This is a genomic window from Acidobacteriota bacterium (genome assembly GCA_016208495.1).
GTDB lineage: Bacteria > Acidobacteriota > Blastocatellia > Chloracidobacteriales > Chloracidobacteriaceae > JACQXX01.
The window spans coordinates 20,892-44,963 of sequence record JACQXX010000053.1 but is presented as its reverse complement, the minus strand read 5'-3'; the positions used below and the strand labels follow the sequence as shown (position 1 = coordinate 44,963).

Here is a 24,072-nt window from a genome sequence, read left to right as displayed (position 1 = left end):
CCTGAACCCTGAACCCTGAACCCTGAACCCTGAACCCTGAACCCTGAACCCTGAACCCTGAACCCTGAACCCTGAACCCTGAACCCTGAACCCTAAATATGTGGTATCGCTTTATTTTCATCAGCTTCTTTTTTGTCGTATTTGTCACTGCTATCGGCTGCAATCAAACTGCGCCGTCACCAAAACTCCCACCTGTCTCAGCTCCGCCACCAGCCGGGAAAACTGAAACCTTCTCACATGCTGAATTTGACACGCTCCTCAAAAAATATGTCGTCGGTGGTCGTGTGAAATACAGTGAATGGGTCGCCAATGCGGCTGACAAAGCTGCCCTGGCCGCGTATGTCAAACGGCTGGCGACAGCCCATCCTGAATACCTCCCTGAAACTGACCAGAAAGCCTTTTGGATCAATGCCTATAATGCCATCACGCTCAATGCGGTGCTTGAGAAGTATCCACTGAAAAGCGTGAATTTTGACGCTTTGAAAGATCCCAAAGCCAAAAACTTCTGGCAAACCCCCTATCCGGTTGCCAACACTGAGCTTTCGCTCGATCAAATCGAAAATAAAGTTCTCAGACCGCGCTACAAAGATCCCCGCATCCACTTTGCGATCAATTGTGCTTCGGTTGGCTGTCCAAACCTGCAGCCACGTGCTTTTGAAGGCAAAGACCTCAATGAATTTCTTGATACCGTCACGCGTGAATTTCTGGCCGATGCGACCAAAGGCGCTGCCTGGGATGCTGCATCCGGGAGCCTTTCTGTCTCTTCAATTTTTGACTGGTATAAGGACGATTTTGGAAATGTCCCGTCTTTTGTCGCAAAATACCGGTCAGACGTAGCGGCTGCAAATGCTAAAGTTACTTTTCTAACCTACGATTGGAATCTCAATCATCCAAATTAACCTGGTGGGAAAAGTTAAGAGTTCCGCCTTTAGGCGGGGGTTTGATTGGACTGTATCTCAAGTTCTTTTCCAGAAATGGTCTAAATCTGTTTTTATCTAATGACTTACGTGAGAGGGTTACAGTATGAATTTGAAAAAAATGTCGCTTTCAGGATTATCCGCACTGCTTGGTTTGACACTGCTGGCTGGGCCCGCCCTGGCATCTGGCGGCGGCGGTGGCGCCATCAGTCCACCGCGCCCAGGTGCAACTGATGCCTTTGCTCCAACCAAAGCTGTGCGCGCCACCGTGCTGAGTGTTGATACTGCAAAAAACATGGTCACCATCAAAGACCAGAAAAATCGTGAACTCACCCTCACCCTGACCAAAAAGACAAAATTCAAGGCTGAAGACTCAGCCGCTTTCGGTGGTCGCAAAAATTTGACTGTCGAAGATCTGGTGGCCAATGCCAGCGTCAAGGTGATGTACCAGGAAGTTGATAAAATGGCCGTCGAAATCAAAGTGTTGAAACAGTAACAGGCATCGCTCCTGATGCCTGGTTTGGGAGGAGAGGGAGGCGAAATCCGGAATAGCTGTTTCTTTCCGCTCCTTCCTTCAAGTGTATTGACTCAATCGAAGGAAATGGTATGCCGCTTCTAAAATATTCTATTCGAAACAGATATCGTTCAATATTTCAACTTTTCGGTTTTTATCTTGTGATTTTTGGAATGTCAGTCGCTGCTGTTGCCCAATCTTCAGGGCCGGCAATTTCAAATGTTTCAATTTCTAAAAATGCCAATGGTCAGGTTCGGGCCAACGTCACCGGTTCCGGTTTTGTGAAAGGCGGGAGCACCGTTGAAATCAATGGGGTTGCCGCCCAAAAAACCAAAGCGCTAAAAAACGGAACGGCCAGTGATGGCAGCCCAACCCGACTGCGGGCCACTGATGACCGGCTGGCCGCAATCAATTCCAGCGGTGACCAGACGGTTTTTCAGGTGTTGAACACGGCTTCAAATCAGCGCTCCGAAGTCTTTGTTGCCAATGCCGCAGCCCGTCCCCAGTTGACACGCATTCAAGAAGCCGCTGGAAAAGCCGGCACCACCGTCACCACAGTCATTGAAGGCCGCAACCTGTATGGCGGTACTGTCACCGTCAGTGCTGAAGGGGTTACGGTTTCAACCACGAGTTCAGTGAATCCGACGCAACTCCCGGTGACTTTTGTGATTGCTCAGGATGCAGTGGTTGGAAAACACAGCATTACGGTGACGACTGCCGCCGGAACAGCTCAAACTGAAACCGTGAGTTTTACCGTCACGGCGCCGGATGAAACCAAACCTGTGGTGAGCGGGATTGACCCGGCCAGCGGAATCCAGGGAGAAACCGTCAATGCGGTGATTAGTGGTTTTCGACTCGGTGGCGCCAGTGCTGTTTCACTGAGTGGAAGCGGTGCCACGGTTGCCGTTTTGCCCGGTGGTACGGAAACCAGTTTTCCAGTGGCGATTACGATTCAAGATGCGGCGGCGCCTGGGGCTCGAACACTGAGCGTGACCACACCCAATGGTGTTTCCTCGGAAAATGTGACCTTCACCGTCGAAGAAAAACCGGCACCGGGCCGCACGGTCGAACTGATCCAGTTTGGGAAAAGTCCGGATACGGGTCCCGACATTTATCACATGACCGAAGTTCCTGATGGCTCGTATGTCGTGACCCAGTATTCAACCCGGTCACTGGTGTTGCTCAATTCCACGGGTGGAGTTCGTCAGGTGCAGCGCAATTCCTTCCTGCTGGTTTCCTCGATTGCCTTTTATAGCACTGAAGTCGCCTACACGACCTGTGTGCCCACAATTCTGGCATCGCGTTCCTTCCGATCTTCCGATTTCGGTGCCGAAGGCATTGCCCCAGGGAATCTCGGTGGCGTTTCAAATCCACGGTATATGCTCGGTGTGGATGGGTTGGTCTCGCGTACATTCTTTTTGTCGAATGGCGGCACGGGGGAAATCCGATTTATTGATCCTGACACCCGCTCCACTGGTCGGGTTATTGCGCGAGGATTTGGTCTCTCGACCACCGATGCCAACACCCGAGGACTGGAACAACTGGCCTATAACAAAGCGTCCCGGACGATTTTCGCCCTTGATTCCTCTCGCGGCGTGCTGGTGGCCGTTGACGAGACGAACGGCAATCAGCGGGTGTTGCGCAATGGATTTCAATATCCATTTGGACTGGTTCTGATGCCAAACGGCAACTTGCTGGTTTCAGATCGTGGAAATGGAATGTTGACCGAAGTCACCCAAACCGGCCAACTGGTTGCGACTTATGACACCAAACAGGGCGCCGATGCGCTGAGAGGGCTGTTTGTCAATTCACGTGGTGAAATTTTCCTTCTCGTTGATAAAACACAGACCATCTTTCGGGTTCGATTCAACTAATTGACCACCGCACCCAGGGAATTCGAATTTCCTGGGTGCGGTTTTCTTTTTCAGGAAAGGCACTATGTCACTTCATCAGCTCGCAAAGGCACTTTTTACACTTCTGACCGTGGTGATAGTAAGCGGCATCATCGGAACTGATTCGGTGTGGGCCCAGGCTGAAACCTTGCCAAAGGGAAGGGGGATTTTCTCAGTTTTCTACACCAGATCCGATACGGAGAAGCGCTTTGATTTTCTTGGGGACCGGGTGCGGGTGATTCCTCCCGCCGGACCCGATTTTCGCGGTACCACCAAAACCAATTTGCTTTCATTTGACGTGGCCTATGGCATCACTGACCGTCTCGAAGCCCACGTCACGATTCCTTATGCCAACAGCGAACTGGCCAGCATTGGCCGTGATGGACGCGTGATCAAAGATCCACCAGAGTTTTCACCCTCGGCCAGCGCGCTGAGCAACGTGCGGTTTGGCGTGCGCTATAACCTGGTCAACGAACCGTTTTATTTGACGGCCAAATTTGATGTGAAACTTCCAGCCAACTCAACTGACTTGCAGCGTGGTTTTGCCGGAACCACCTTGCCGATTGATGAAGGCCAGACCGACTTTGACATCACAGGTCAGATCAGCAAGAGCTTTATCGTCAAAGATCGCACGCTCCGGATTGGCGGCGAAGCGGGGATTCGATTAAGAAAAGCCCAAAAAGACGGGGCGATTGACGCCTTTACCAACGAAGTGCTCCCGATTGATCCAGCCAATGAATTTATCTACAACTTTCAGGTCAATTATTCATTGTTCAGTCGGTTGTCGCTCACACTGGCCGGAAATGGTATCGAGCAAGGCAACTTTGACGTTCCGTTCCGCACGATTCGAGTTGGCAACGACGGGATTGTGAAAACGGTTGGCACGCAGGGAGCACTCCCACCAGGGTTCAAACCTGATTTTGACAAGCAAACTGGACGCCGAATTTTTGCACTTGGTCCACTGGCGAATTTTTCAATTACTCCACGCACGATTGTGACTGGTGGCGTGCTATTTGCGGTTGATGGTCGGAATTATCCGGCTGGTCAGTTCTGGATTTTAGGAGTGAGTCGAGTGTTTTGAACATTTTACCTTTGACATTCGTACCCGCGATTTCCACCACAACATGTCAAAGGTATCTCCTCACCCTCCCGGGGCTCGATACCTGATTCCTCCAGGCACAAAAGGACCACATTCATGATCGCCGCTTCTGTTCGGGTACGAGCCCTGCTGGCTCTTTGCATCGTTTTTTGTCTGTCTACTGGATTTCACGCCCTGGCCCAGACGCCACCGCCAGTTCCCGCCACGCTTTCACCAGCCAAAATTGAGCAAATTGACGCCTTGTTTGCCCAGTGGAACAAGCCTGATTCGCCAGGGTGTGCGCTGGCGGTGATCAAGGATGGTCAAATTGTCTACAAGCGCGGCTATGGCATTGCTGACCTGGAACACAATGTTCCAATTTCACCACAGACGGTGTTTGATGTCGGCTCGATGTCAAAACAGTTTACTGCCGCCTGTATTTTGATTTTGGAACAGCAGGGAAAGCTTTCAGTCAACGATGACATTCGAAAGTACCTCCCCGAACTCCCCAAATACGACCCACCTGTTACGATCCGGCATCTCCTGCATCACACCAGCGGAATTCAAGATTACCTCCAACTTATGATTCAGGCTGGAGTTCGACTTGAAAATATTGCCACTGAAGAAGACGTGATCAAGTTCATTCAATCGGTGCCAAAAACCGAATTCACTCCGGGCGACCAGCACAAATACAGCAATTCAGGGTATTTCTTACTGTCGGAAATCGTCGAACGTGTCAGTGGAACCCGGCTGAGTGAATTTGCCGAACAGCAAATTTTCAAACCCTTGGGAATGACACAAACCCACATTCATGACGACTTTACCCGGATTGTCAAAAACCGGGCGATTGGGTATGCTCCGATTCGGTCTGGAGGATTTCGACTTGAAATGTCATTACTGGATACCGTTGGTGATGGTGGCGTGATGACAACGGTGGAAGATTTATTTCTCTGGGATCAGAGTTTTTATCAGAATAAACTGGTGAGTGGTCAGGATCTGATTACGCGTCTGACTACACCAGGTGTTTTGAACTCAGGCCGAAAGTTAGAGTATGCTTGTGGGCTGATGGTTGGTAACTGGAATGGCCACCAGATCATTCATCACAACGGCGCCTGGGCCGGGTATCGAGCGGAAATGATTCGATTTCCCGCTGATCGGCTCTCGGTGATCTGTCTGGCAAATCTTGGGTCAATCAATCCATCCCGGCTGACACGTCAGGTGGCAGACCTTTTGCTTCCAAACCAGGGACAAAAGTAAGTTTCGAGGCGCATGAGGATAGTGAACTTGAACAAAGAAGCACTTGGTTGGAATGAATCTTTTGAAAACAGCTTTCAGCCCTATGCCCAGCAAGGGATGATCGTTGGTCGAGTCTATTCCCAGGACCGACTTGGCTCGCTCATTTATACTGACACTGGTGAAGTTCACGCCGAAGTCAGTGGCCGTTTGCGATATCTGGCCGAAAGCCGGGCCGATTACCCGGCGGTTGGTGATTGGGTGGCCCTGACGCCGCCAACTCCAACCTCACAGGCCCTCATCGAAGCCGTCCTCCCGCGCAAAAGCAAATTTTCCCGCAAGGTCGCCGGTGCCAAAACCGAAGAACAGATCGTCGTCGCCAATGTTGACTGGATTTTTCTCGTTTCAGGATTGGACCAGGATTTCAACGTGCGCCGAATTGAACGATTTCTGACACTGGTTCGGGAAAGCGGCGCTCAGCCAGTGATTGTTCTCAACAAAGCTGATAAGTGTGCCGACCGTGACCAGCGATTGCGTGAAGTTGGTGCCGTGGCCATCTGTGTTCCGATTGTATGTATTTCCGCCAAACATGGCGCTGGACTCGGTGCGCTTGAGCCCTTTCTGAAGAAAGGCGAAACGATTTCGGTGTTAGGGTCCTCTGGCGTCGGCAAATCTACCCTGGTCAACCGCCTGCTTGGACAAAATACTCAAAAGACCCAGGAGGTCCGCGACGGGGACGACCGTGGCAAGCATACCACCCGCCGCCGTGAATTGATGATGCTTCCGTCGGGGGCGATTATGATTGACACGCCTGGCATGCGCGAACTGCAGTTGTGGGCCACGGGTGAAGGGATCCGCGAGACCTTCGAAGATATCCAGACGATTGCCGAAGACTGCTATTTCCGAGATTGTCGCCACGAAAGCGAACCTTCCTGTGCCGTGCTGAACGCCCTCCAAAATGGAACCCTTGATCCAAGCCGTTACTCAAGCTATCGCCAGCTCCAAAGTGAAATTCAGCTCCTCGAAGTTCGCCAAACCCACCGGGCGCAGGCGGTCGAACGCCAGCGCGTCAAACGGCTGACCCAAATTCCAAAACAAAAGCGCAAAGGCTGGTAAGACCTTCAGGGTTCAGGGGTTAGGGTTCAGGGTTCAGGGAAATACAAAAGCATTCCACTGGTTCGCACATCACTCTATCTTCAATTCCATTTTTTCGGAGAATTTTATGTCAACACAGGCCCCAGCCGGTGCCCCGTCGCCGGCCTTATTTTTTGAAACCGTAAACAGCTACCAAAAAACAGCGGCGATCAAAACCGCGATTGAACTTGATGTTTTCACTGCGATTGCCGATGGCAATTCCACCGCCCAGGCCATTGCTGCCTTTTGCGAGGCTTCAGAACGTGGCACTCGGATTTTGTGCGATTACCTCTGTGTGATTGGATTTCTGACCAAAACGGGAAGTGAATATCACCTGACCCAGGATTCGGCAGTGTTTCTAAGCCGAAAATCACCGGCTTATCTGGGAAGTATCCTGGAATTTATGCTGTCACCCATGTTGATAGATGGTTTCCAGGAACTGACGAAAACCGTACAAACCGGCACTACGTCCTTGCCAGAGGGTGGGTCGGTGGCACCGGATCATCCAGTCTGGGTCCGATTTGCACGTGGTATGGCACCGATGATGGCGATGCCAGCCCAAATTCTGGCGAAGTTGATCGAATTGCCGTCTGATCGGCCTTCCAAAGTGCTCGACATTGCCGCCGGGCATGGTTTGTATGGAATTGCCTTTGCCCAAACGTACCCACAAGCCCAGGTTACCGCCGTTGACTGGGCCAGCGTGCTTGAAGTTGCCAAAGAAAATGCCGGAAAAGCTGGTGTTTCGGATCGCCATCACACGTTGCCAGGGAGCGCCTTTGAGGTTGATTTTGGAACTGGGTACGACATCGTGCTGCTGACCAATTTTCTGCATCATTTTGATATTCCGACCTGTGAAAAGCTGCTGGAAAAAATCCATGCTTCGCTGGCTGACGGAGGCCGCGTCGTGACGCTTGAATTTGTCCCGAACGAAGACCGCGTGACACCTCCGATGGCGGCCATGTTCAGTTTGACCATGCTCAATGGAACGCCCGCCGGAGATGCCTACACCTTTGCCCAGTATGACGAAATGTTTACCAAAACCGGCTATAGCCGAAGCGAACTCCACGAACTCCCGCCGACGATTCAGCGAGTGGTAGTGTCCTTTAAATAAAACCGTTGAGGGTTCGGGGTTCAGGGTTCGGGATTCAGGGAAAGACAATTCCTTCAATGATTTAACTTTCTCCTATTTTCAGGACCTGATTCCGAAAAGGCATAAACTCAAAAGCTGATAAACAAAAACCGGTTGAACTTCTTCTGTGAGTTCAACCGGTTTGCTTTTTATGGGTTGGAATTGAGTGGGGTTAAGGAACGATCTCTTGTCTTCTCATTTCATAAGCGATGAATGGCGAATATCTTTCTAATGCTTGAAGGTTATTCTTGAACTCGGTATACCATTCAGCTCTCATTTCAACATAGTCTTGATGGTTCAAATCCAAACGCTGGATAGTTTCTCTTATTTGGCCCATTTGAACTTCAGTCAAATTGTTGTTTGGGTGAACCATAAAGGTTGAAAAATCCAGCACAAACCAGTCATCGCCAATTGTGAATGGATCCAGGACTGTAAATTCACCTTTTTTGGAGTTGATGCGATGTCGGGCAAGACGAAAATTACTCCACTCATACGCCAGGTGTGGATGTGTCTTCCTTGGAACAAAATGATCCACCGTTGCTACTTCTATTGGAAGAATTCTCAAAGACGAATAAGCACAAATTCCTCTGTAAGCTATTCTTAAATCAGGTATTGCTCTTCTCCAGTGTTCTTTCCCGTCCCAATCATCTTGTTTGGGAGACGGGTTTGTCATCAGAAAATCTTGACCTGGAACTCTGACGCGTTGATGAAATTCTGGTGGTTCGGGCTGTGGTTGGACTGGTATCAAAGCTCAACTCCATGTTTTTCGGCAAATTTCACCCATCGCGGCCAAAAGGTATCCAAATCAGACAGGTACCGCTCCAATTTGCCGCTCACCTCTTTGATCCTTTCCTGATCGGGGTTTTCGCTTTGTTGCAATGACCTGGCTTCCTCAATGGCCCGCTCGGCTTCGACAGGGCCGTAATCCTGCTGTAAATCGAAGATTTCTGACGTTAACCACGAACCGATTCTGCCGTAGCGGACGAAATCCACTTCTCGAATGGCCGCTTCTTTGCCAAACAGGTTGGTCTCCACCAGATCAAGATGAAACAGCTTGTCTCGTTCAGAGTTGAAATGCGGTTCGGTAGAGGCAACCACAATCGGTGAGTGGGTGGCGATAAACAACTGAGTCGTCAATTTCGATGAAAGGGCATTCGTAACTGTCAACAGGGCTGGAAGGATGCTCCGTTGCCATTGTGGGTGGAGATGAGATTCCAGTTCATCAATCAAAACAACGAGTTTGCGTTCTGGGGTTTTCCGAATGGCTTTTGAATTGACCTGATGTTCCTGCCAGATCCAGACCAGCAAATAGGCAAGTGTGATGATTCGTTGGACACCCGCCGAAGTGTAAATTACTGGAACAGTGCCATACGGGTGTTCCACCGTAGGAATATCGCGGCTGTCACCTGCGATTCGGATTGGTCTTCCTGGTTTGAGCGTGCCGAGGTCTCCGACATCAGGCGGAGAGAGGTGGCGAAGGACTTCAGTGAGCATTTGAAAGGCATGCTGGTCAGGACTGTATTGCCAGGTTACCCAATCTCGAATCAGTCCATTGATTTCTGTTCCTCGCCCATCGCGCACATCTTCTTTTGAGAAAACAGAGGTTTGCGATTGTTTTCGGCGCGCCGGATCAAACACGGCGAAAGATCCATCAACTCGCACATACAGCGACAGACCTGGGATAACTGGAAGTTTTGGAGTTGCCCATTTATTTTCACCGGTCGCATTCCAATCATAGGCGACTTCAATTTCTTCACTCAGGTTATTTACAGGTGTTGCAATCTTGAAAATGATTTTGGGACTTTTGGCGTCAGTTCTTGGATAGGCAGGTTGCCCAGCCCATTCTCCGGTGAGTACCCACCACGCACAGTCGAGCAAAAACGATTTCCCAAGACCATTGTCACCGGTCAGAAGGTTCAGTCGGTCAGCCAGCTCAACCGTCAGGTTTCGGGCCGGGCCGATTTCAACCAGTTTAAGATAGCCTAATGCTCCACCTTGTTTAGAAGGATCTTCATCAGGAGGTGAACCAATGAGTTGTCTCAATTCTCCCCAGGCAACTGGATTTTCTTGCAAGCAAGGAACATTCACGTTTTCTGGAATAGACACATCACACAGGTTTTCAAGTTCTTCAGATGTCAGGTGAAATTCCTCGACAAAACGATTGATGATGGTTTGCGGTGTGGCATCAGCCGGAAAGTCCCGCTCACGATACAACCAGACAGCAAGGAAAAGGATAGGTATCCTCTGATTTTGCAGATGGTTACTTAAATTTTGTACATAATTTAGCGACCAACCCCAATGGCTGTACTGCCGCTCAGGACGGAGAGCTTCTGAGATATGAGGGGTTTCGGCACGGATGCTGATGAGCCTGGATTTAAATGAAAGAGCGTCTATCCATCTATCCTCTTCTGGTTTCAGGTTTAGGAAGAGCTGATAAAAATATTCTGAGTCTATGGCTGGGTGAAAATACTCTTTGAGAAATGCTTCTTCTCGTGTGGTCTTTAAAAATGGTTTCACTTGTCCAACTGGTAGCTTGTTCAATTTGCAGACCAGAAAGGTAATCCCATAAAAGGGATGCAGGGATTTGAGCTGGTCGAGCGCCAGTTGAATGTATTCAAGGCTGATATACATGGCAGTGCTTATTCAGAAGCTTTTCTTGAATTGAATGAGTATCTGATTCTCTGAGAAGGGCTTGTGAGCGATAGACTTTTGCCAATTTAGCATCACGGAAACTGGAAAAACAAGCAATTCGTCAATCTCAGGGATATTCTGGTTCTCTTCGTCAGGTGGTCTCGTTTTTTTCTTTGCTCCATCTGAAATCCAGCCTCATCCTCTGCCATTGAACATTCCAGCAAAGCAGTCCATGCTTTGGCACACCTGATCTCAAAATATCCAAAACAACAAAAAATGCTCTGGACTTGATTCAGAGCCGCCTGTCACGCGGGCAGCATTGTGGTGAAACCCGATTCTTGTTGGAGAGACTTCCTGGTTCCCGAGAAGTTGTGCGCAAGCATTGTCTGAATCAAGGCACTTAATGAACCGAAGGAGAAAAACTTATGGGCCGGAGTTTGACACTTTTAGACCGGGTGCAGGTGAAATCACCCTGCACCGAAGATTGGACCGAAATGGTCGGCAACGACGAAGTGCGCTTTTGTAGCCACTGCAGCAAACACGTTCACAACCTGTCGGCGATGACCCGCCGCGAAGCCGAAGCGCTGGTTTTGAAGTCGAACGGGAATCTTTGCATCCGGTATCGTCGCAACCCTGAACCCCAAATGGTGGTGACACTTCCGGTTCGGTTGGGGAATGCATTTGCCCAGCGATTGTCGCTCCCGATTGCCGCCGGAGTGATGGTCGTGGCGTTAAACACTGCACCAGCTTTGGGTCAGGATCTTCAACCCACGGGACAGCAAACGATTACGGTTGAAAGTACAGATAGGAAGTCTCCTGAATTTGTAATCGATCATGATGGTGGGTCGAAGGTGTCTGGCGTCGTGAAGGACCAAACCGATGCTGTGATTGCAGATGCATCCGTGAAGTTGACCAATCTGACAACAGGTGAAGAGAGAACCTGTACTACAACTGAAAAAGGACAATTTGAGTTGCCAACGGGGATTGATGGACGGTATTCGCTGGAAATTGAATCTCCAGGGTTTGCCAAATTCCAACAGGAAGTTGATATCAAAGCAGGGGATAGCCTCGAATTTAGAGCCATCACTTTGGATATTGATGAAACCGATGTTGTCAGAATGGGGATAATTGTTGAATTCTCGCAAGTTGAAAAATGGGTATACCACAAGGACGAACAGGCAGAACTTGAATGGCCTGACCTGGAGCCAGATGTTCAAGAATTTTGGGATAAATTCAATAACTGCTCTGATTCTGAAGAATTAGAGGAACTCTTAGTGGGAGAAGGGTATGTTCCAGATATTCGCGGACAATTTGATGGAACACCGCTTATGGGAGCCGCAAAAAGTGATAAAAACCTCACCAAAGTTTTGTTGAAACACGGTGCGAATTCCAATGCCCGTGATCACTTTGGCGTGACGCCGTTGATGTACGCGATGTTGTCAGAGAGCACGGCTATTCCAAAAATGCTGATCCAGGCTGGAGCCGACGTCAACATGGCGGATAAAGATGGGCGAACGGCCCTGATGTTGGCGGCTTTTGATGGGAAAACGAAAGTCGTCAAGTTGCTGATCAAAGCAGGAGCTGATGTCAACGCAAAGGACAAGCTGGGAAAAACCGTGCTGGATTATGCGATTGATGCCAATCAATCAGCGGTTATCAAAGTTCTCAAAGCTGCCGGAGCGAAACCGTCCGCTTCGTCACAATCTACCCCAAAAAAAGAAACCTGCACCACTCGCTAACCCTGCACTGAGGAGAAAGTTATGAAACGAAACCTGAGAATTATTGACCACGTGCAGGTGAAATCGCCCTGCACCGAAGACTGGAATGAAATGGTCGGCAACGATGAAGTGCGTTTCTGCAGCCACTGCAGCAAGCACGTTCACAACCTGTCGGCGATGACCCGCCGCGAAGCCGAAGCATTGGTTTTGAAATCAAATGGGAATTTGTGTATCCGGTATCGCCGCAACCCGGTGGATCAAACTGTGGTGACACTTCCGGTTCGGTTGGGAAATGCGCTCACCCGCCGATTGTCGCTCCCGATTGCCGCCGGAGTGATGGCGGTGGCGTTAAATACCGCGCCAGCTTTGGGTCAGGATCTTCAACCCACGGGGCAGCAAACGATTACGGTTGAAAGTACAGATGGAAAATCTCCTGAAGTTATCACCAATCACGGTGGTGGGTCGAAGGTATCTGGCGTCGTGAAGGACCAAACCGATGCTGTGATTGCAGATGCATCTGTGAAGTTGACCAATCTGACAACAGGTGAAGAGAGAACCTGTACTACAACTGAAAAAGGACAATTTGAGTTGCCAACAGGGATTGATGGACGGTATTCGCTGGAAATTGAATCTCCAGGGTTTGCCAAATTCCAACAGGAAGTTGATATCAAGGCAGGGGATAGCCTCGAATTTCAGGCGATCACCTTGGAAATTGCGCTGGATGTTGAAACCTTTACAGTTGGGATAATTGTTGAATTCTCGCAAGTTGAAAAATGGGTTTACCACAAGGACGAACAGGCAGAACTCGAATGGCCGGAGCTGGAACCAAAAGCTCAAGAATTTTGGGATGACTTCTATCCATGCACTGAACCTGAGGAAGTGGAGGCGTTGTTCCTGGAAAAAGGGTATGCGCCCGATATTCGCGGTCAATTTGATAGGACCGCTCTGATGGAAATTGCTAAAGATTACAAAAAACTCGCCCAGGCCTTGTTGAAGTATGGAGCAAACCCCAATGCCCAGAATTACTTCGGCGTGACGCCGTTGATGTACGGGATGTTGTCAGAGGGCACGGCTATTCCAAAAATGCTGATCCAGGCAGGTGCAGATGTAAATGCAGCGGATAAAGATGGGCGAACGGCCCTGATGTTGGCGGCTTTTGATGGCAAAACCAAAGTCGTCAAGTTGCTGATCAAAGCAGGAGCTGATGTCAACGCAAAGGACAAGCTGGGAAAAACGGTGCTGGATTATGCGATTGATGCCAATCAATCAGCGGTTATCAAAGTTCTCAAAGCTGCCGGCGCGAAACCGTCTGTTTCGTCCAAATCTACCCTCAAAAAAGAAACCTGCACCACTCGCTAAACCTGCACCGGAGAGAAAGTTATGAAACGAAACCTGAGAATTATTGACCACGTGCAGGTGAAATCCCCCTGCACCGAAGACTGGAATGAAATGGTCGGCAACGACGAAGTGCGCTTCTGTAGCCACTGCAGCAAGCACGTTCATAACCTGTCGGCCATGACCCGCCACGAAGCTGAAAAACTGGTACTGGAATCAAATGGGAATCTGTGTATCCGTTACCTTCGGCGACCGGAAGACCAGCAGATTGTGACACTTCCAGACTGGATGGATCGTCCGGCGCTCCGACGGCTGGTGTTACCGGTGGCGGCTGGGGTAATGGCGGTGGCGCTTAATACGGCGCCTTCAATGGCACAAAAGGCTGGTTCTTCAAAACCAGTGATCAAGGTACAGGATCCACCTTCGCCAGGTAAGAAGACAATGGGTCCAATGCATTCCAATCGTGCGAGTTCAGGACAGGTGACCCAAACAACTCAAACTCCAGGTTCAGCCTCATCCGGTGGTGATACTCAAAGTCCTTCTGTTTTGATTGAGCCGGTGCCAGCTCTTGATCAAACCCTGTGTCCTCGGCCCATCACGGAACTTCCTATTCACGGGGGTGACGTCTTGGTGGGATTGACTATAGGCATGCCAAGTAATTTGATGAGCACGAATCCTGGGATTTCCTCCCGCCGTCCTGCTGGAAGTGAACTGTTACGCGCGGTTGAAAATAGAAATGCCCCTACCGTACTTAGTTTTCTGAAACAGGGAATACAACCAAATGGACGTAATGAGCACGGCGAAACCGCGTTGATGTTAGTCGGGAACTCCAAGACGATTGCGAAATATCTGGTACGGTATGGTGCTGACGTCAACGCCCGAAATCAGGTGGGCACCACGCCGCTGATGTATGCGATGCTCCAGGACAAAACCTTCATTCCAAAGCTCTTGATCGCTGGTGGAGCGGATGTCAACGCCGCCGACCAGTGGGGACGAACAGCATTGATGATTGCAGCCTTTGAGGGCAAACCCAAATTTATCAAGCTGCTGATCAAGACTGGTGCCAAAGTTGAGTTCAAAGACCAGTTTGGAAAAACAGCGCTGGACTATGCCAGTGATGCTGAGTCCAAGAGTGTCATACTGCTCCTCAAGGCGGCTGGAGCCAAAGTTTCAACCAGGTACTAACCCTTTCCCGGAGAAAGAAAATCATGAACCGAAGTCTACGCATTCTTGACCGGGTGCAGGTGAAATCCCCCTGCACCGAAGACTGGAATGAAATGGTCGGCAACGACGAAGTGCGCTTTTGCAGCCACTGCAGCAAGCACGTTCACAACCTGTCCGCCATGACCCGCCGTGAAGCCGAAGAACTCGTCTTGAAATCAAATGGGAATCTGTGCATCCGCTATCTTCGACGACCGGAAGATCAGCAGATTGTGACGCTTCCAGACTGGATGGACCGACCTTCACTCCGGCGGTTGGTGTTGCCGGTGGCGGCTGGAGTGATGGCCGTGGCGCTCAATACGGCACCTTCGCTGGCTCAACGACCACAACTACCAAAACAAGAGCATTCCAGGCCAGCAAAACAACCTGATCAAAAGCCAGCAAAGCTGGGAGATGGTTCTGGTAACACAACATTGAAAGGTACGGTTCAATATGAACAAAAAGAAGCTATCCAGGATGCAGAAATAACATTGATTAACCTGAAAACTGAAACCACGCAGATCGCAATTTCTGACGAGGATGGACACTATCAATTCACGAACCTTGCCGAAGGGACCTACAAAATTGAAGTTTCTGCCGAGGGTTTCCAACGGTTCATCGTGGATGAATTAAGGATTCGAAGTGGGCAACAGCTCCAGTTTAACCCGCAGTTAGAAGTTGGTGCGTTCATGGGGATACTCACTTTTTCATTTTCTCTTGAAGAGATGGTCAAACATCGTGACGACCGCATTGAGTGCGCTTTCGACAACCCGGATTCACAGGCATTTTTTGAAGATCTTGAAGAAGGGAATCAAACTGGAGTGCTTCGAAGGTTAAAACAGGGAATTTCCCCAAACCTCCGAAATGGTTGTGGCGAAACAGCGCTCATGGTTGCCTGTGAGGATAAGGGTTTGATTTTGTTGCTTTTACAATATGGGGCCGATGTAAAGGCACAAAGTATGTTTGGGGCGACTCCGCTGATGTTCTCTATGGTGCAGAATGACCCAGCGATTCCAAAGGTATTGATTCAGCGTGGAGCCGAGGTAAATGCTGCTGACCAGGATGGACGAACGGCTTTGATGATTGCCGCTGCCGCTGGAAAAATCAAATACCTCAAGCTTTTGCTTACGGCTGGAGCAGATCTCAATGCAAAAGACAAGATTGGTCAGACAGCGCTTAATTACGCCATTGCTCATGATGAGGAAAAGGCAATTGCTTTTCTCAAGTTGATTGGAGCCAAAGCCTCACCACCCATTGTTGAAGCAGAGGAAGATGAATAGCCCTATACCAGAAAAAATGAAGGGAAGTATATGAGGCAATCTCTCAATATTTTAAGTCAGATACAGGTGAAATCGCCCTGTACCGAAGACTGGAATGAAATGGTCGGCAACGATGAAGTGCGTTTCTGCAGCCACTGCAGTAAGCACGTTCACAACCTGTCGGCGATGACCCGCCGCGAAGCCGAAGAACTCGTCCTGAGATCAAGTGGGAATCTGTGCATCCGCTACATTCGGCGACCGGAAGACCAGCAAATCGTGACACTTCCAGACTGGATGGACCGTCCGGCACTCCGAGGGCTGGTGTTGCCGGTGGCGGCTGGAGTGATGGCCGTGGCGCTCAATACGGCGCCATCGCTGGCCCAAAACTCGCCTTCGGCAAAACCAGCCATTCAGGTTACTGATCCAGCCAGGGGAAAATCTTCCTTTCAAGCGGCTGAAGTGAAAGCCGAACTGTCTTTAGAAGGAATCGTCAAGGATACGACTGGTGCTGTTCTGGCTGGTGCAACAGTGAAATGTACAAACCCGATGACTGGAGAATCGTTGACAACCACCGCCAACGAACAAGGAGTATTTCGGCTCGGCATTGTGATTGAAGGAGATTTTATCCTTGATGTCGAAGCCGCCGGGTTCATTGCTGGTCAGTTGCCACGAATCAGGGTCGCCAGGGGAGAGAATCAAAGAGTGGAAGTTGTGCTTCAACCGGATGAAAATGCAAATACTGTAATAGGAGTAGTATCTGGTGAAGTCTTGATACAAAAAACTGACAATCTGGTGCTTCCAGAGGTTTGCGATAATGTGACACTTGATCCCACCATTGATCTCAAGCCACTCCGTCCCAAGACATCTACTCAACTCAATCTAACAAAATGTAGTCAACCAGGAACTCAACCCCGAGCACGTGCTCAACGTGGTTTTCCGATCCTGCAGTTTGGTTCAAGTTCAAGCATAGCCGTTTCAAAAACAGGTATTTATGGGACGGTTTGTGATGAGACCAAAGTTGTTGTTCCGAAAGCTGAATTAAGGTTAACCAACCTTGAAACCGGGCAGGCAATCTCGTTGGACTCTGATGAATACGGTCAGTTTCAGTTCGAGAAAATTCCTGCTGGGAAGTATCGGTTGAGCGCCGAGGCTGAGGGGCTAAGGCGAACCGAGATTGATAAAATAGAAATTGATTCAGGTGGGCGAAAAGAAATCAATCCAATTCTAGAATTTCCAGATATGACAGGTGATATGGTTTTGGTTACTAATTCACTTGTTGATACCCGAGCCCAGACGGAACTTCAAAGTGAGATGGCTTTGGATGAAACAAAGACTGAATCAATCCTTTTACAGCAAGTCGAAACTGGTGATAAATCAGCCGTGCTTGCTCTCTTGAAACAAGGTGTTAAGCCCGATACCCGAAACGAATTTGGCGAAACGGCGCTGATGCTAGTGGGGAACTCCAAGACGATTGCGAAATATCTGGTGCGGTACGGCGCTGATGTCAACGCCCGAAATCAGGTCGGCGCTACACCGTTGATGTATGCGATGCTCCAGGAGAAAACCTTCATTCCAAAGCTGTTGATTGCTGGTGGAGCGGATGTCAACGCCGCCGACCAGTGGGGACGCATAGCCTTGATGATTGCAGCCTTTGAGGGCAAAACCAGATTCATCAAGCTGCTGATCAAAGCTGGGGCCGATGTTGGGATGAAAGACCAGTTCGGGAAGACAGCGTTGGACTATGCTCTTGATGCCGACCAGTCAGGGGTCGTCAAATTGCTCAAAGCCGCCAATGCTGAGCTTTCTCCAACCTTCAATCGGTGAACTGGCAGAAAGGTTTGTTTCCAAAGCCAGTCGCATTCTGGACAATGGGTTGAAATGGACGTAGAAACAATCAACCCCTTATCCACACCTTGAACCGGGAGCAGCATACAATATGAGCCTTGTTATTCCAGATGAGATTCTGCAAACAGCCCACATGACCGAACACGAACTCCGCCAGGAAATAGCTGTCATGCTGTTCCAAAAGGAAAAGTTAACATTGGGACAAGCCAGCCGATTGGCGGATTTAAGTCAGATCCAGTTCCAACACGTGCTGGCAAGTCGTCACATTCCGGTGCATTACGACATCCGTGAATTTGAAGCTGATCTCAATACTTTAAAGCAGTTGGGGCGATGATGAAGGTTGTCAGCAACACGTCTCCAATCATCAATTTAGCCGCCATCAATCATCTGGATGTCTTGCGCCAGGTGTTCGGAACGATTCTGATTCCACAGGCGGTGTATCACGAAATCGTGGTTGTAGGGAGTGGGCAACCCGGTGCGGATGAAGTTCAGGGGGCAAATTGGATTCAAGTCCACGCGATAACCAATCAACCACTGATTACTGTGCTTACCCTGAGTTTGGACCAGGGAGAGGCGGAAGCCATTGCACTTGCCGTTGAGACTCAGGCTGATTTGGTACTTCTGGACGAACGGATGGGTCGTTCCGTCGCCAGCCATTTTGGACTCAAATGTATTGGGCTCCTGGGCATTTTGATCGAAGCCAAACGAACCGGAGTTCTGCCAGCCGTCAAACCAGTGTTGGATGACCTGAGATCAAAGGCAGGTTTTTGGGTAAGCCCAGCGCTTTATCATCAGGTACTTCAAACAGTTGATGAGTGAATCCAAAAGGAACAGATCATGAATCGAACCAAAGGTATTTTGGACTGCATACAGGTGAAATCACCCTGTACCGAAGACTGGACCGAAATGGTCGGTAACGATGAAGTGCGTTTCTGCAGCCACTGCCGCAAACACGTTCACAACCTGTCGGCGATGACCCGCCGCGAAGCCGAAGAACTCGTCCTGAGATCAAGTGGGAATCTGTGCATCCGCTATCTTCGACGACCGGAAGACCAGCAAATCGTGACACTTCCAGACTGGATGGACCGTCCGGCGCTCCGACGGATTGCCTTACCGATTGCCGCCGGAGTGATGGCAGTTGTTTTAAATACTTCACCTGTTTTTGCGCAGGAACCAGCCCAAACATCATTTCAGATCGTTCAGCCGCAGTCAGATTCATCGGCTCCCAGGAAGTTTTCAACCAAATTGGAAGGTGAACGGGTCGTTCGAGGAACAGTTCAGGATACGTCTGGGGCGACGATTACCGGTGCTGAAGTTCGGTTGATCAATATCAATTCAGGTGAAATCCAGCTTTCTCAATCTGATAAGCTTGGCCGATTTCAGTTTGATACTGTGACCGAAGGACACTATCTCTTGAAGGTAAGTGCTGTGGGTTTTATGGGACTTGAAGTTGAAGGTTTGGAAGTTACCTCAACTCAAGGAATTGAGGTAAATCCAGCCCTGGAAGTGGGAGAAATGGGTGGGTTCATCATCACAACTGATACCCTCGTTGACACCGAAACCCAGGCAGAACTCCAAACTGAGATGGCTTTGGATGAAACAAAGACTGAATCAATCCTTGTACAGCAAGTCGAAACGGGTGATAAATCTGCTGTGCTGGGGTTACTCAAGCAAGGGGTGAACCCAGATGCCCGGAATGAATTCGGCGAAACGGCGCTGATGCTGGTCGGGAACTCCAAGACGATTGCGAAATATCTGGTGCGATACGGTGCTGACGTCAACGCCCGAAATCAGGTGGGAGCAACGCCGCTGATGTATGCGATGCTCCAGGACAAAGCCTTCATTCCAAAGCTGTTGATTGCTGGTGGAGCGGATGTGAATGCCGCCGACCAGTCGGGACGCACAGCGTTGATGATTGCAGCCTTTGAGGGCAAAACCAGATTTATCGAGCTGCTGATCAAAGCTGGAGCAGATATTGAAGCAAAAGACCAGTTTGGAAAAACAGCGCTGGACTACGCCATGGATGCTGAGCAGAAAGAAGCTGCCAAAATACTGACATTTGCAAAATGGTTGAGCAGCGATGTTTCATTCATAATTCCCGCGAAAAATCCATAACACCCAAAACACAGGGGGAATACATCTATATTCTTCATATACAAAGGCTTACTCTTTAAACTGAGTTTTGCAATGTGTTTGATTGAATGCTATTGAATTTCCAGGATGACAAAGGCAAAGCCAAGCCTTACCAGGTCTGTCAGTTACTGAAAGCAATCGAGAGGTTAGACGATGAATAAATATAGTTTCAAGATTGTATGGAGCGATGAAGATGAAGCTTATATCGTGACATGCCATGAGTTTCCTGGTTTATCTGCATTTGGAGATACCCAGGAATCTGCCCTGGCCGAAGCCCAAACAGCATTAAACCTGATGATTGAAACCTATAAAGGCAGTGGTATCGAACTTCCTCAGCCGAAAGTTGAGGAAGAATTCAGCGGTCAATCCTCTAAAAAGGCAAACCTGTTGCCTGCTGCGGTCACAACATCGCATCTCGGGCCTGCATCTGGCGGAGTTCGAGTTCCTGATAGCGGCGAAACAGCGTCCGGTAATTCAAGCCAAAGACCAGTCCGCTGATCGTACCGCACAGCAGCAATGGATAATAGATTCCATAAGGCTGACCGGTTGCCAGGGCGGCCAGTCCTGCCACCAGCAGCACAATTCCCACCACAAATCCTCCCTGGCACAACCACAAGACAAGTTGACGTGCTTTGCCAAGGCTGGAAAGAATTCCCACCATCGCTCCGACACAACCCAAACTGACGCCCAGAATGGCGCCAAGCCAGGCGCCGCTGGGATCATTCCACCACCCCGCCGAGCCAAATCCTTCGTGCAGTTCAACTGGTCCGATGAAGACCACGCCTTTTCCGGGAAGGACCAGGTTGAGTTCCAGTCTCGTCAGTTTCAATTGGGCATTCCCAGTTGAAGCATCAAACGGCAACACAAAATCGCGCCATTCTGACGAACCACTGATTTTTCCCATTGGTCCTGAATCAGCCAGGGAACGGGTAAAGTATGAGCCCTGATTGAAATGATTCCACAGCTCAAGGTAGCCCGCACCTTCCACATTTTGATACCGAATGCGCCCTGTCAGCCGCCACTTTGACTGGCTCAACTTTGGAGCTTCCAGCGTGGCCAGTTTGATCGTCACTGGTTGGTTCGTGGTGTTTTCAATTCGGAGGGCCTCAAGTTTGTCTGGGGTTTCTCCTGATGCCAGTGTTCCAGGAAGTTGTGTTCCGGCAGCTTTCATTTTTGACCAGTCAATGCGATGAACGGATGTTTGCGCCGCACCCACAAGGAAAAACAAGCCAGTGATGAGTAACCCTTTGAGAATGAATGGTTTCATGATTGATTTCCTCCTTGGTTTTCCAGTTCCAGTTTATGAGCCGCCAGCAAGGTTCGCAGGGTTTCCATTTCGATTTTGCCTTCAGCATACAGAGCCCGCAGTGTGCGTTCAAAGTGACTGGTTGACTGGTGCGCCTCGGCAATTTTGATTTTTTCAATCAACCGATCCAGCCGAAGCCGCAACGTGGGGTAGGATACTCCATAGACCAGCGCCAGTTCTTTGAGCGACCCCGAAGCCAGGATAAAATTGCGGATAAATGCCAGATCTTCCTCCGAAAGAAAATTCAACCAGGCTTTAGAGGGATTAGGTGAAAGGTCAGACATCTGAATTTGCTCTTTCTTTAATAATATTAAAGTTAACTTGAATTATATTATTTAATTTTATTAAGTCAACTTTAATTTTATTAAGATTCTGATGTTCCTGGCGAAGATCTCACTCAAGGAATAGTCCTGCTTCTACCGGATTTTGTGTTGGAGACAAATCAGAACAACCAATCAGTCAGTACCCCCCGCGTCAGTGGGTGAGCCGGCTTGCTTCTAACCCCACCCGCTCACGCGGGTGGTACTGACAAGTTCTTTATTTCCAACGTTGACCTGGCATAACACAAAATCCGGTAGAAGTAGGAATAGCCACCTTTTTGCTATGAAATAGGAAACAATTTGAAAAAAGAAAAAGCCTCCTGCACTGCTGGTTCAGTAGTGCAGGAGGCTTTTGAACGGGAGAGAGCTGATCACTCGCTCAATAATTTGGGTTATTCAGGGCGTTGCGCACCTTCTGGCACCACATAGACGTTGATGCGGCGATCACCGGCTGCCGCGTCTGGACGCTGGTTGTCAAAGCTGCGGACTTCGATCCGGTTTGGATCAATGCCCTTCGACACCAGGTAATCCTTGGCTTTCTGAGCGCGTTGGAGCGCTGTTCCGGCTTTTTCACCCGCTTCGGAGTGTCCATCAATGATACAGACGGCGGTGGCGTCGCTCTGCAACCGGGTAGCCACTTCGTCCAGGATTCCCTTGCACTGGTTATCAATGCGGGAAATGTTCTTCTTGAACGGTGGGTTGGCGCAGCGGATGCCGTCGCACGCTGTTTCAAAGCGTTGCGGTGGCGGAGGCGGTTCGGTGATGCGGAACGAAGCACTGTCTGAACCATCGCAGATGCCATCGCTGACGCGAACCGATACCGTCACATTGCCTGGGCCCATGCCCTTGGTGTCAACGGTCACGGTGTCTCCAGTGCCCTGAACTGAACCGCTGGTGCTGGTCCAGGTGTAGGTCAGGTTCTGACCATCTGGATCATTGGCGCGGGCAGTAAAGGTCACCACGGCATCCGAACCGGCACGCAGTGATGATTCTGAAGCTGAAACCGTCACGGTTGGGCAGGTGTTGCCCTTCTTGACGTTGACTGAAGCTGAGGCGCTGGCTTCGTGGTTGCAGGTGTCACGGACAGTGACGCGGACTTCAACCGGGCCCGGCGCCGACGTGCCTGGATTCCAGGTGACGGTTGAGCCGTTGCCATCAATTGAACCGCTGCTGGCGGACCACATATAGGTCAAGGTGGTATCGGCTGGGTCAACGTCTTTGCCAACCGCCGTAAACGTCACGGTTTCAGCCGTCTTTTCGGTGACTTCAAGTTTGTCAGCCGAGACCGAGACAGTTGGCGCGACGTTCTTCAAGCACGGATCCGGCGGGGTGACCTTGCGGTAGCCGAGCGCCAGTTCCGCGATGTAGCCGTGGAAATCGCCTTTGAGATTTTCCGGGCGGCGTTCATTTGAATTGTTGAGCATGTAGCGATAGGCACCGCCCAGGCTCATAAAGAATTTGCGGTCTTTGCCAAGTGGCGTGAACCGGGCGCCGACCGTGACATCCACCGGGTTCACCGGGTTCACGTTTGGTGTGCCGCTGCCAACATAAATGTCCGAGGTCAATTCAGAAATGAACTGGACATACTGGTTGTAAGCATAGTCAAACCCAATAGCCGCCACGACTTTATCCCGACGATCAACCAGTTTGATGTCGTTGACTTTGGGGTCGCCGGTTTTGACATAGCCAACGTTCATATTGAAGCTGGCCAACCCAACACGTGGGGTGACGGCCAACATCACGCCATAATCGGTGGCGCCAGCGCCAGCGCCATCAATCAAGCCGCTGCCATTGCCCGGAAATTCGGTGCTGGGGCGGAATGATGAGATTTGAGCAAATCCGAGTAAGGCCACGCCAAGCCAGGAATCCTGGCTGGTGAACCGATACTTGGCACCCACCGTGGTATTGCCGACTTTGACAAAGCTCCGGCCAAAAAATGGGTGATCGTTGAGATAGCCACCTGGAAGTGTGGCAAAGTTAAACGCTGGGCCGGAACCGGCCAGGCGTGGGACGATGGTAATGCTACCAGGGCCGAGCGCGTTAAACCCTTTCAGTTCATCGGGTGAACCTGATACCAGTTGCTGCCGAAAAACTGAAGCGGCAAAAACTTCCAACCGATCCGTGACCCCGAATCCGACATTCAAGATGCCCTGGGTGATGTCAACATCACCCGGCTCACGGTCATAGTTGTTGACGAAAAACCCGAAATTGTATTCTCCCTTTTTCAAGGTTGATGCGTCATAGACCGTAAAGAGCCCCGTTCCACCCGTGACAGTCGGATTGGTATGGCGGTTCTTCTCGCGCTGTGTTTCTTGTGCCAGGCCAAGTACACTTGATAGCAAAAACACCGATAGAAGGATGATGCTTTTGATCGCTAGTTTTCTCATTGTTGATTCTCCTGCGTTAGATTCTCGGTTCTCTGTTTCCA

General features: G+C 50.0%; 21 protein-coding genes. 16 read left to right on the top strand and 5 right to left on the bottom strand.

The window, feature by feature from the left end:
• Window positions 1–98: 98 nt before the first annotated feature.
• The 7 genes from HY774_09045 (at window position 99) to HY774_09015 (ending at window position 7,879) form a co-directional block, all read left to right on the top strand.
• Entirely contained in the window at window positions 99–899 is an 801-nt protein-coding gene (locus HY774_09045) for a DUF547 domain-containing protein (GenBank protein ID MBI4748625.1), read from the top strand.
• Between the two features lie 124 nt (window positions 900–1,023).
• Window positions 1,024–1,413, top strand: coding sequence for a hypothetical protein (locus HY774_09040; GenBank protein ID MBI4748624.1), 390 nt, complete (start codon window positions 1,024–1,026; stop codon window positions 1,411–1,413).
• 191 nt (window positions 1,414–1,604) lie between these two features.
• Window positions 1,605–3,305 (top strand): hypothetical protein, encoded by a 1,701-nt coding sequence (locus HY774_09035; protein MBI4748623.1) that lies wholly within the window; start codon window positions 1,605–1,607, stop codon window positions 3,303–3,305.
• Between the two features lie 64 nt (window positions 3,306–3,369).
• The gene (locus HY774_09030) at window positions 3,370–4,404 is read left to right on the top strand and encodes a hypothetical protein (protein ID MBI4748622.1); all 1,035 of its coding nucleotides are present in this window, start codon (window positions 3,370–3,372) and stop codon (window positions 4,402–4,404) included.
• 114 nt (window positions 4,405–4,518) lie between these two features.
• On the top strand, window positions 4,519–5,658 hold the full coding sequence (locus HY774_09025; protein ID MBI4748621.1) for a serine hydrolase: 1,140 nt from the start codon (window positions 4,519–4,521) through the stop codon (window positions 5,656–5,658).
• 27 nt (window positions 5,659–5,685) lie between these two features.
• Entirely contained in the window at window positions 5,686–6,750 is a 1,065-nt protein-coding gene (gene rsgA, locus HY774_09020) for a ribosome small subunit-dependent GTPase A (GenBank protein ID MBI4748620.1), read from the top strand.
• 106 nt (window positions 6,751–6,856) lie between these two features.
• A complete protein-coding gene (locus tag HY774_09015; protein ID MBI4748619.1) occupies window positions 6,857–7,879 on the top strand; it encodes a methyltransferase domain-containing protein in 1,023 nt (340 codons plus the stop codon).
• A 190-nt stretch (window positions 7,880–8,069) separates the two neighbouring features.
• Here HY774_09015 and HY774_09010 read toward each other — a convergent pair whose 3' ends face one another.
• On the bottom strand, window positions 8,070–8,645 hold the full coding sequence (locus HY774_09010; GenBank protein MBI4748618.1) for a hypothetical protein: 576 nt from the start codon (window positions 8,643–8,645) through the stop codon (window positions 8,070–8,072).
• Window positions 8,642–10,528 carry an AAA family ATPase gene (locus tag HY774_09005; protein MBI4748617.1) on the bottom strand — a complete coding sequence of 629 codons (1,887 nt, stop codon included), beginning with the start codon at window positions 10,526–10,528 and terminating at the stop codon, window positions 8,642–8,644. Before HY774_09005 ends, HY774_09010 begins: the two co-directional genes overlap by 4 nt.
• Before the next feature lie 425 nt (window positions 10,529–10,953).
• Here HY774_09005 and HY774_09000 point away from each other — a divergent pair, with 425 nt between their 5' ends.
• The 9 genes from HY774_09000 (at window position 10,954) to HY774_08960 (ending at window position 20,516) form a co-directional block, all read left to right on the top strand.
• A complete protein-coding gene (locus HY774_09000) occupies window positions 10,954–12,267 on the top strand; it encodes an ankyrin repeat domain-containing protein (GenBank protein ID MBI4748616.1) in 1,314 nt (437 codons plus the stop codon).
• A 21-nt stretch (window positions 12,268–12,288) separates the two neighbouring features.
• Complete coding sequence (locus tag HY774_08995) at window positions 12,289–13,605, top strand: ankyrin repeat domain-containing protein (protein ID MBI4748615.1); 1,317 nt, start codon at window positions 12,289–12,291, stop codon at window positions 13,603–13,605.
• A gap of 21 nt (window positions 13,606–13,626) precedes the next feature.
• Complete coding sequence (locus tag HY774_08990) at window positions 13,627–14,766, top strand: ankyrin repeat domain-containing protein (protein MBI4748614.1); 1,140 nt, start codon at window positions 13,627–13,629, stop codon at window positions 14,764–14,766.
• A gap of 23 nt (window positions 14,767–14,789) precedes the next feature.
• Window positions 14,790–16,061 (top strand): ankyrin repeat domain-containing protein, encoded by a 1,272-nt coding sequence (locus HY774_08985; GenBank protein MBI4748613.1) that lies wholly within the window; start codon window positions 14,790–14,792, stop codon window positions 16,059–16,061.
• Window positions 16,062–16,091: 30 nt separating this feature from the next.
• Window positions 16,092–17,864 (top strand): carboxypeptidase regulatory-like domain-containing protein, encoded by a 1,773-nt coding sequence (locus tag HY774_08980; GenBank protein MBI4748612.1) that lies wholly within the window; start codon window positions 16,092–16,094, stop codon window positions 17,862–17,864.
• A 112-nt stretch (window positions 17,865–17,976) separates the two neighbouring features.
• Window positions 17,977–18,219, top strand: a complete 243-nt coding sequence (locus HY774_08975; GenBank protein MBI4748611.1) for a UPF0175 family protein — start codon at window positions 17,977–17,979, stop codon at window positions 18,217–18,219.
• The gene (locus HY774_08970) at window positions 18,219–18,704 is read left to right on the top strand and encodes a DUF3368 domain-containing protein (GenBank protein MBI4748610.1); all 486 of its coding nucleotides are present in this window, start codon (window positions 18,219–18,221) and stop codon (window positions 18,702–18,704) included. Before HY774_08975 ends, HY774_08970 begins: the two co-directional genes overlap by 1 nt.
• Window positions 18,705–18,722: 18 nt before the next feature.
• Complete coding sequence (locus HY774_08965; protein ID MBI4748609.1) at window positions 18,723–20,000, top strand: ankyrin repeat domain-containing protein; 1,278 nt, start codon at window positions 18,723–18,725, stop codon at window positions 19,998–20,000.
• 171 nt (window positions 20,001–20,171) lie between these two features.
• A complete protein-coding gene (locus HY774_08960) occupies window positions 20,172–20,516 on the top strand; it encodes a type II toxin-antitoxin system HicB family antitoxin (GenBank protein MBI4748608.1) in 345 nt (114 codons plus the stop codon).
• Here HY774_08960 and HY774_08955 read toward each other — a convergent pair.
• The 3 genes from HY774_08955 to HY774_08945 form a co-directional block, all read right to left on the bottom strand.
• Entirely contained in the window at window positions 20,419–21,285 is an 867-nt protein-coding gene (locus tag HY774_08955; GenBank protein MBI4748607.1) for a hypothetical protein, read from the bottom strand. The genes HY774_08960 and HY774_08955 overlap by 98 nt on opposite strands.
• Complete coding sequence (locus HY774_08950) at window positions 21,282–21,608, bottom strand: DUF2089 family protein (GenBank protein ID MBI4748606.1); 327 nt, start codon at window positions 21,606–21,608, stop codon at window positions 21,282–21,284. The genes HY774_08955 and HY774_08950 overlap by 4 nt, the downstream gene beginning before the upstream one ends.
• Before the next feature lie 428 nt (window positions 21,609–22,036).
• On the bottom strand, window positions 22,037–24,031 hold the full coding sequence (locus HY774_08945) for an OmpA family protein (protein MBI4748605.1): 1,995 nt from the start codon (window positions 24,029–24,031) through the stop codon (window positions 22,037–22,039).
• Between the last annotated feature and the right edge of the window lie 41 nt (window positions 24,032–24,072).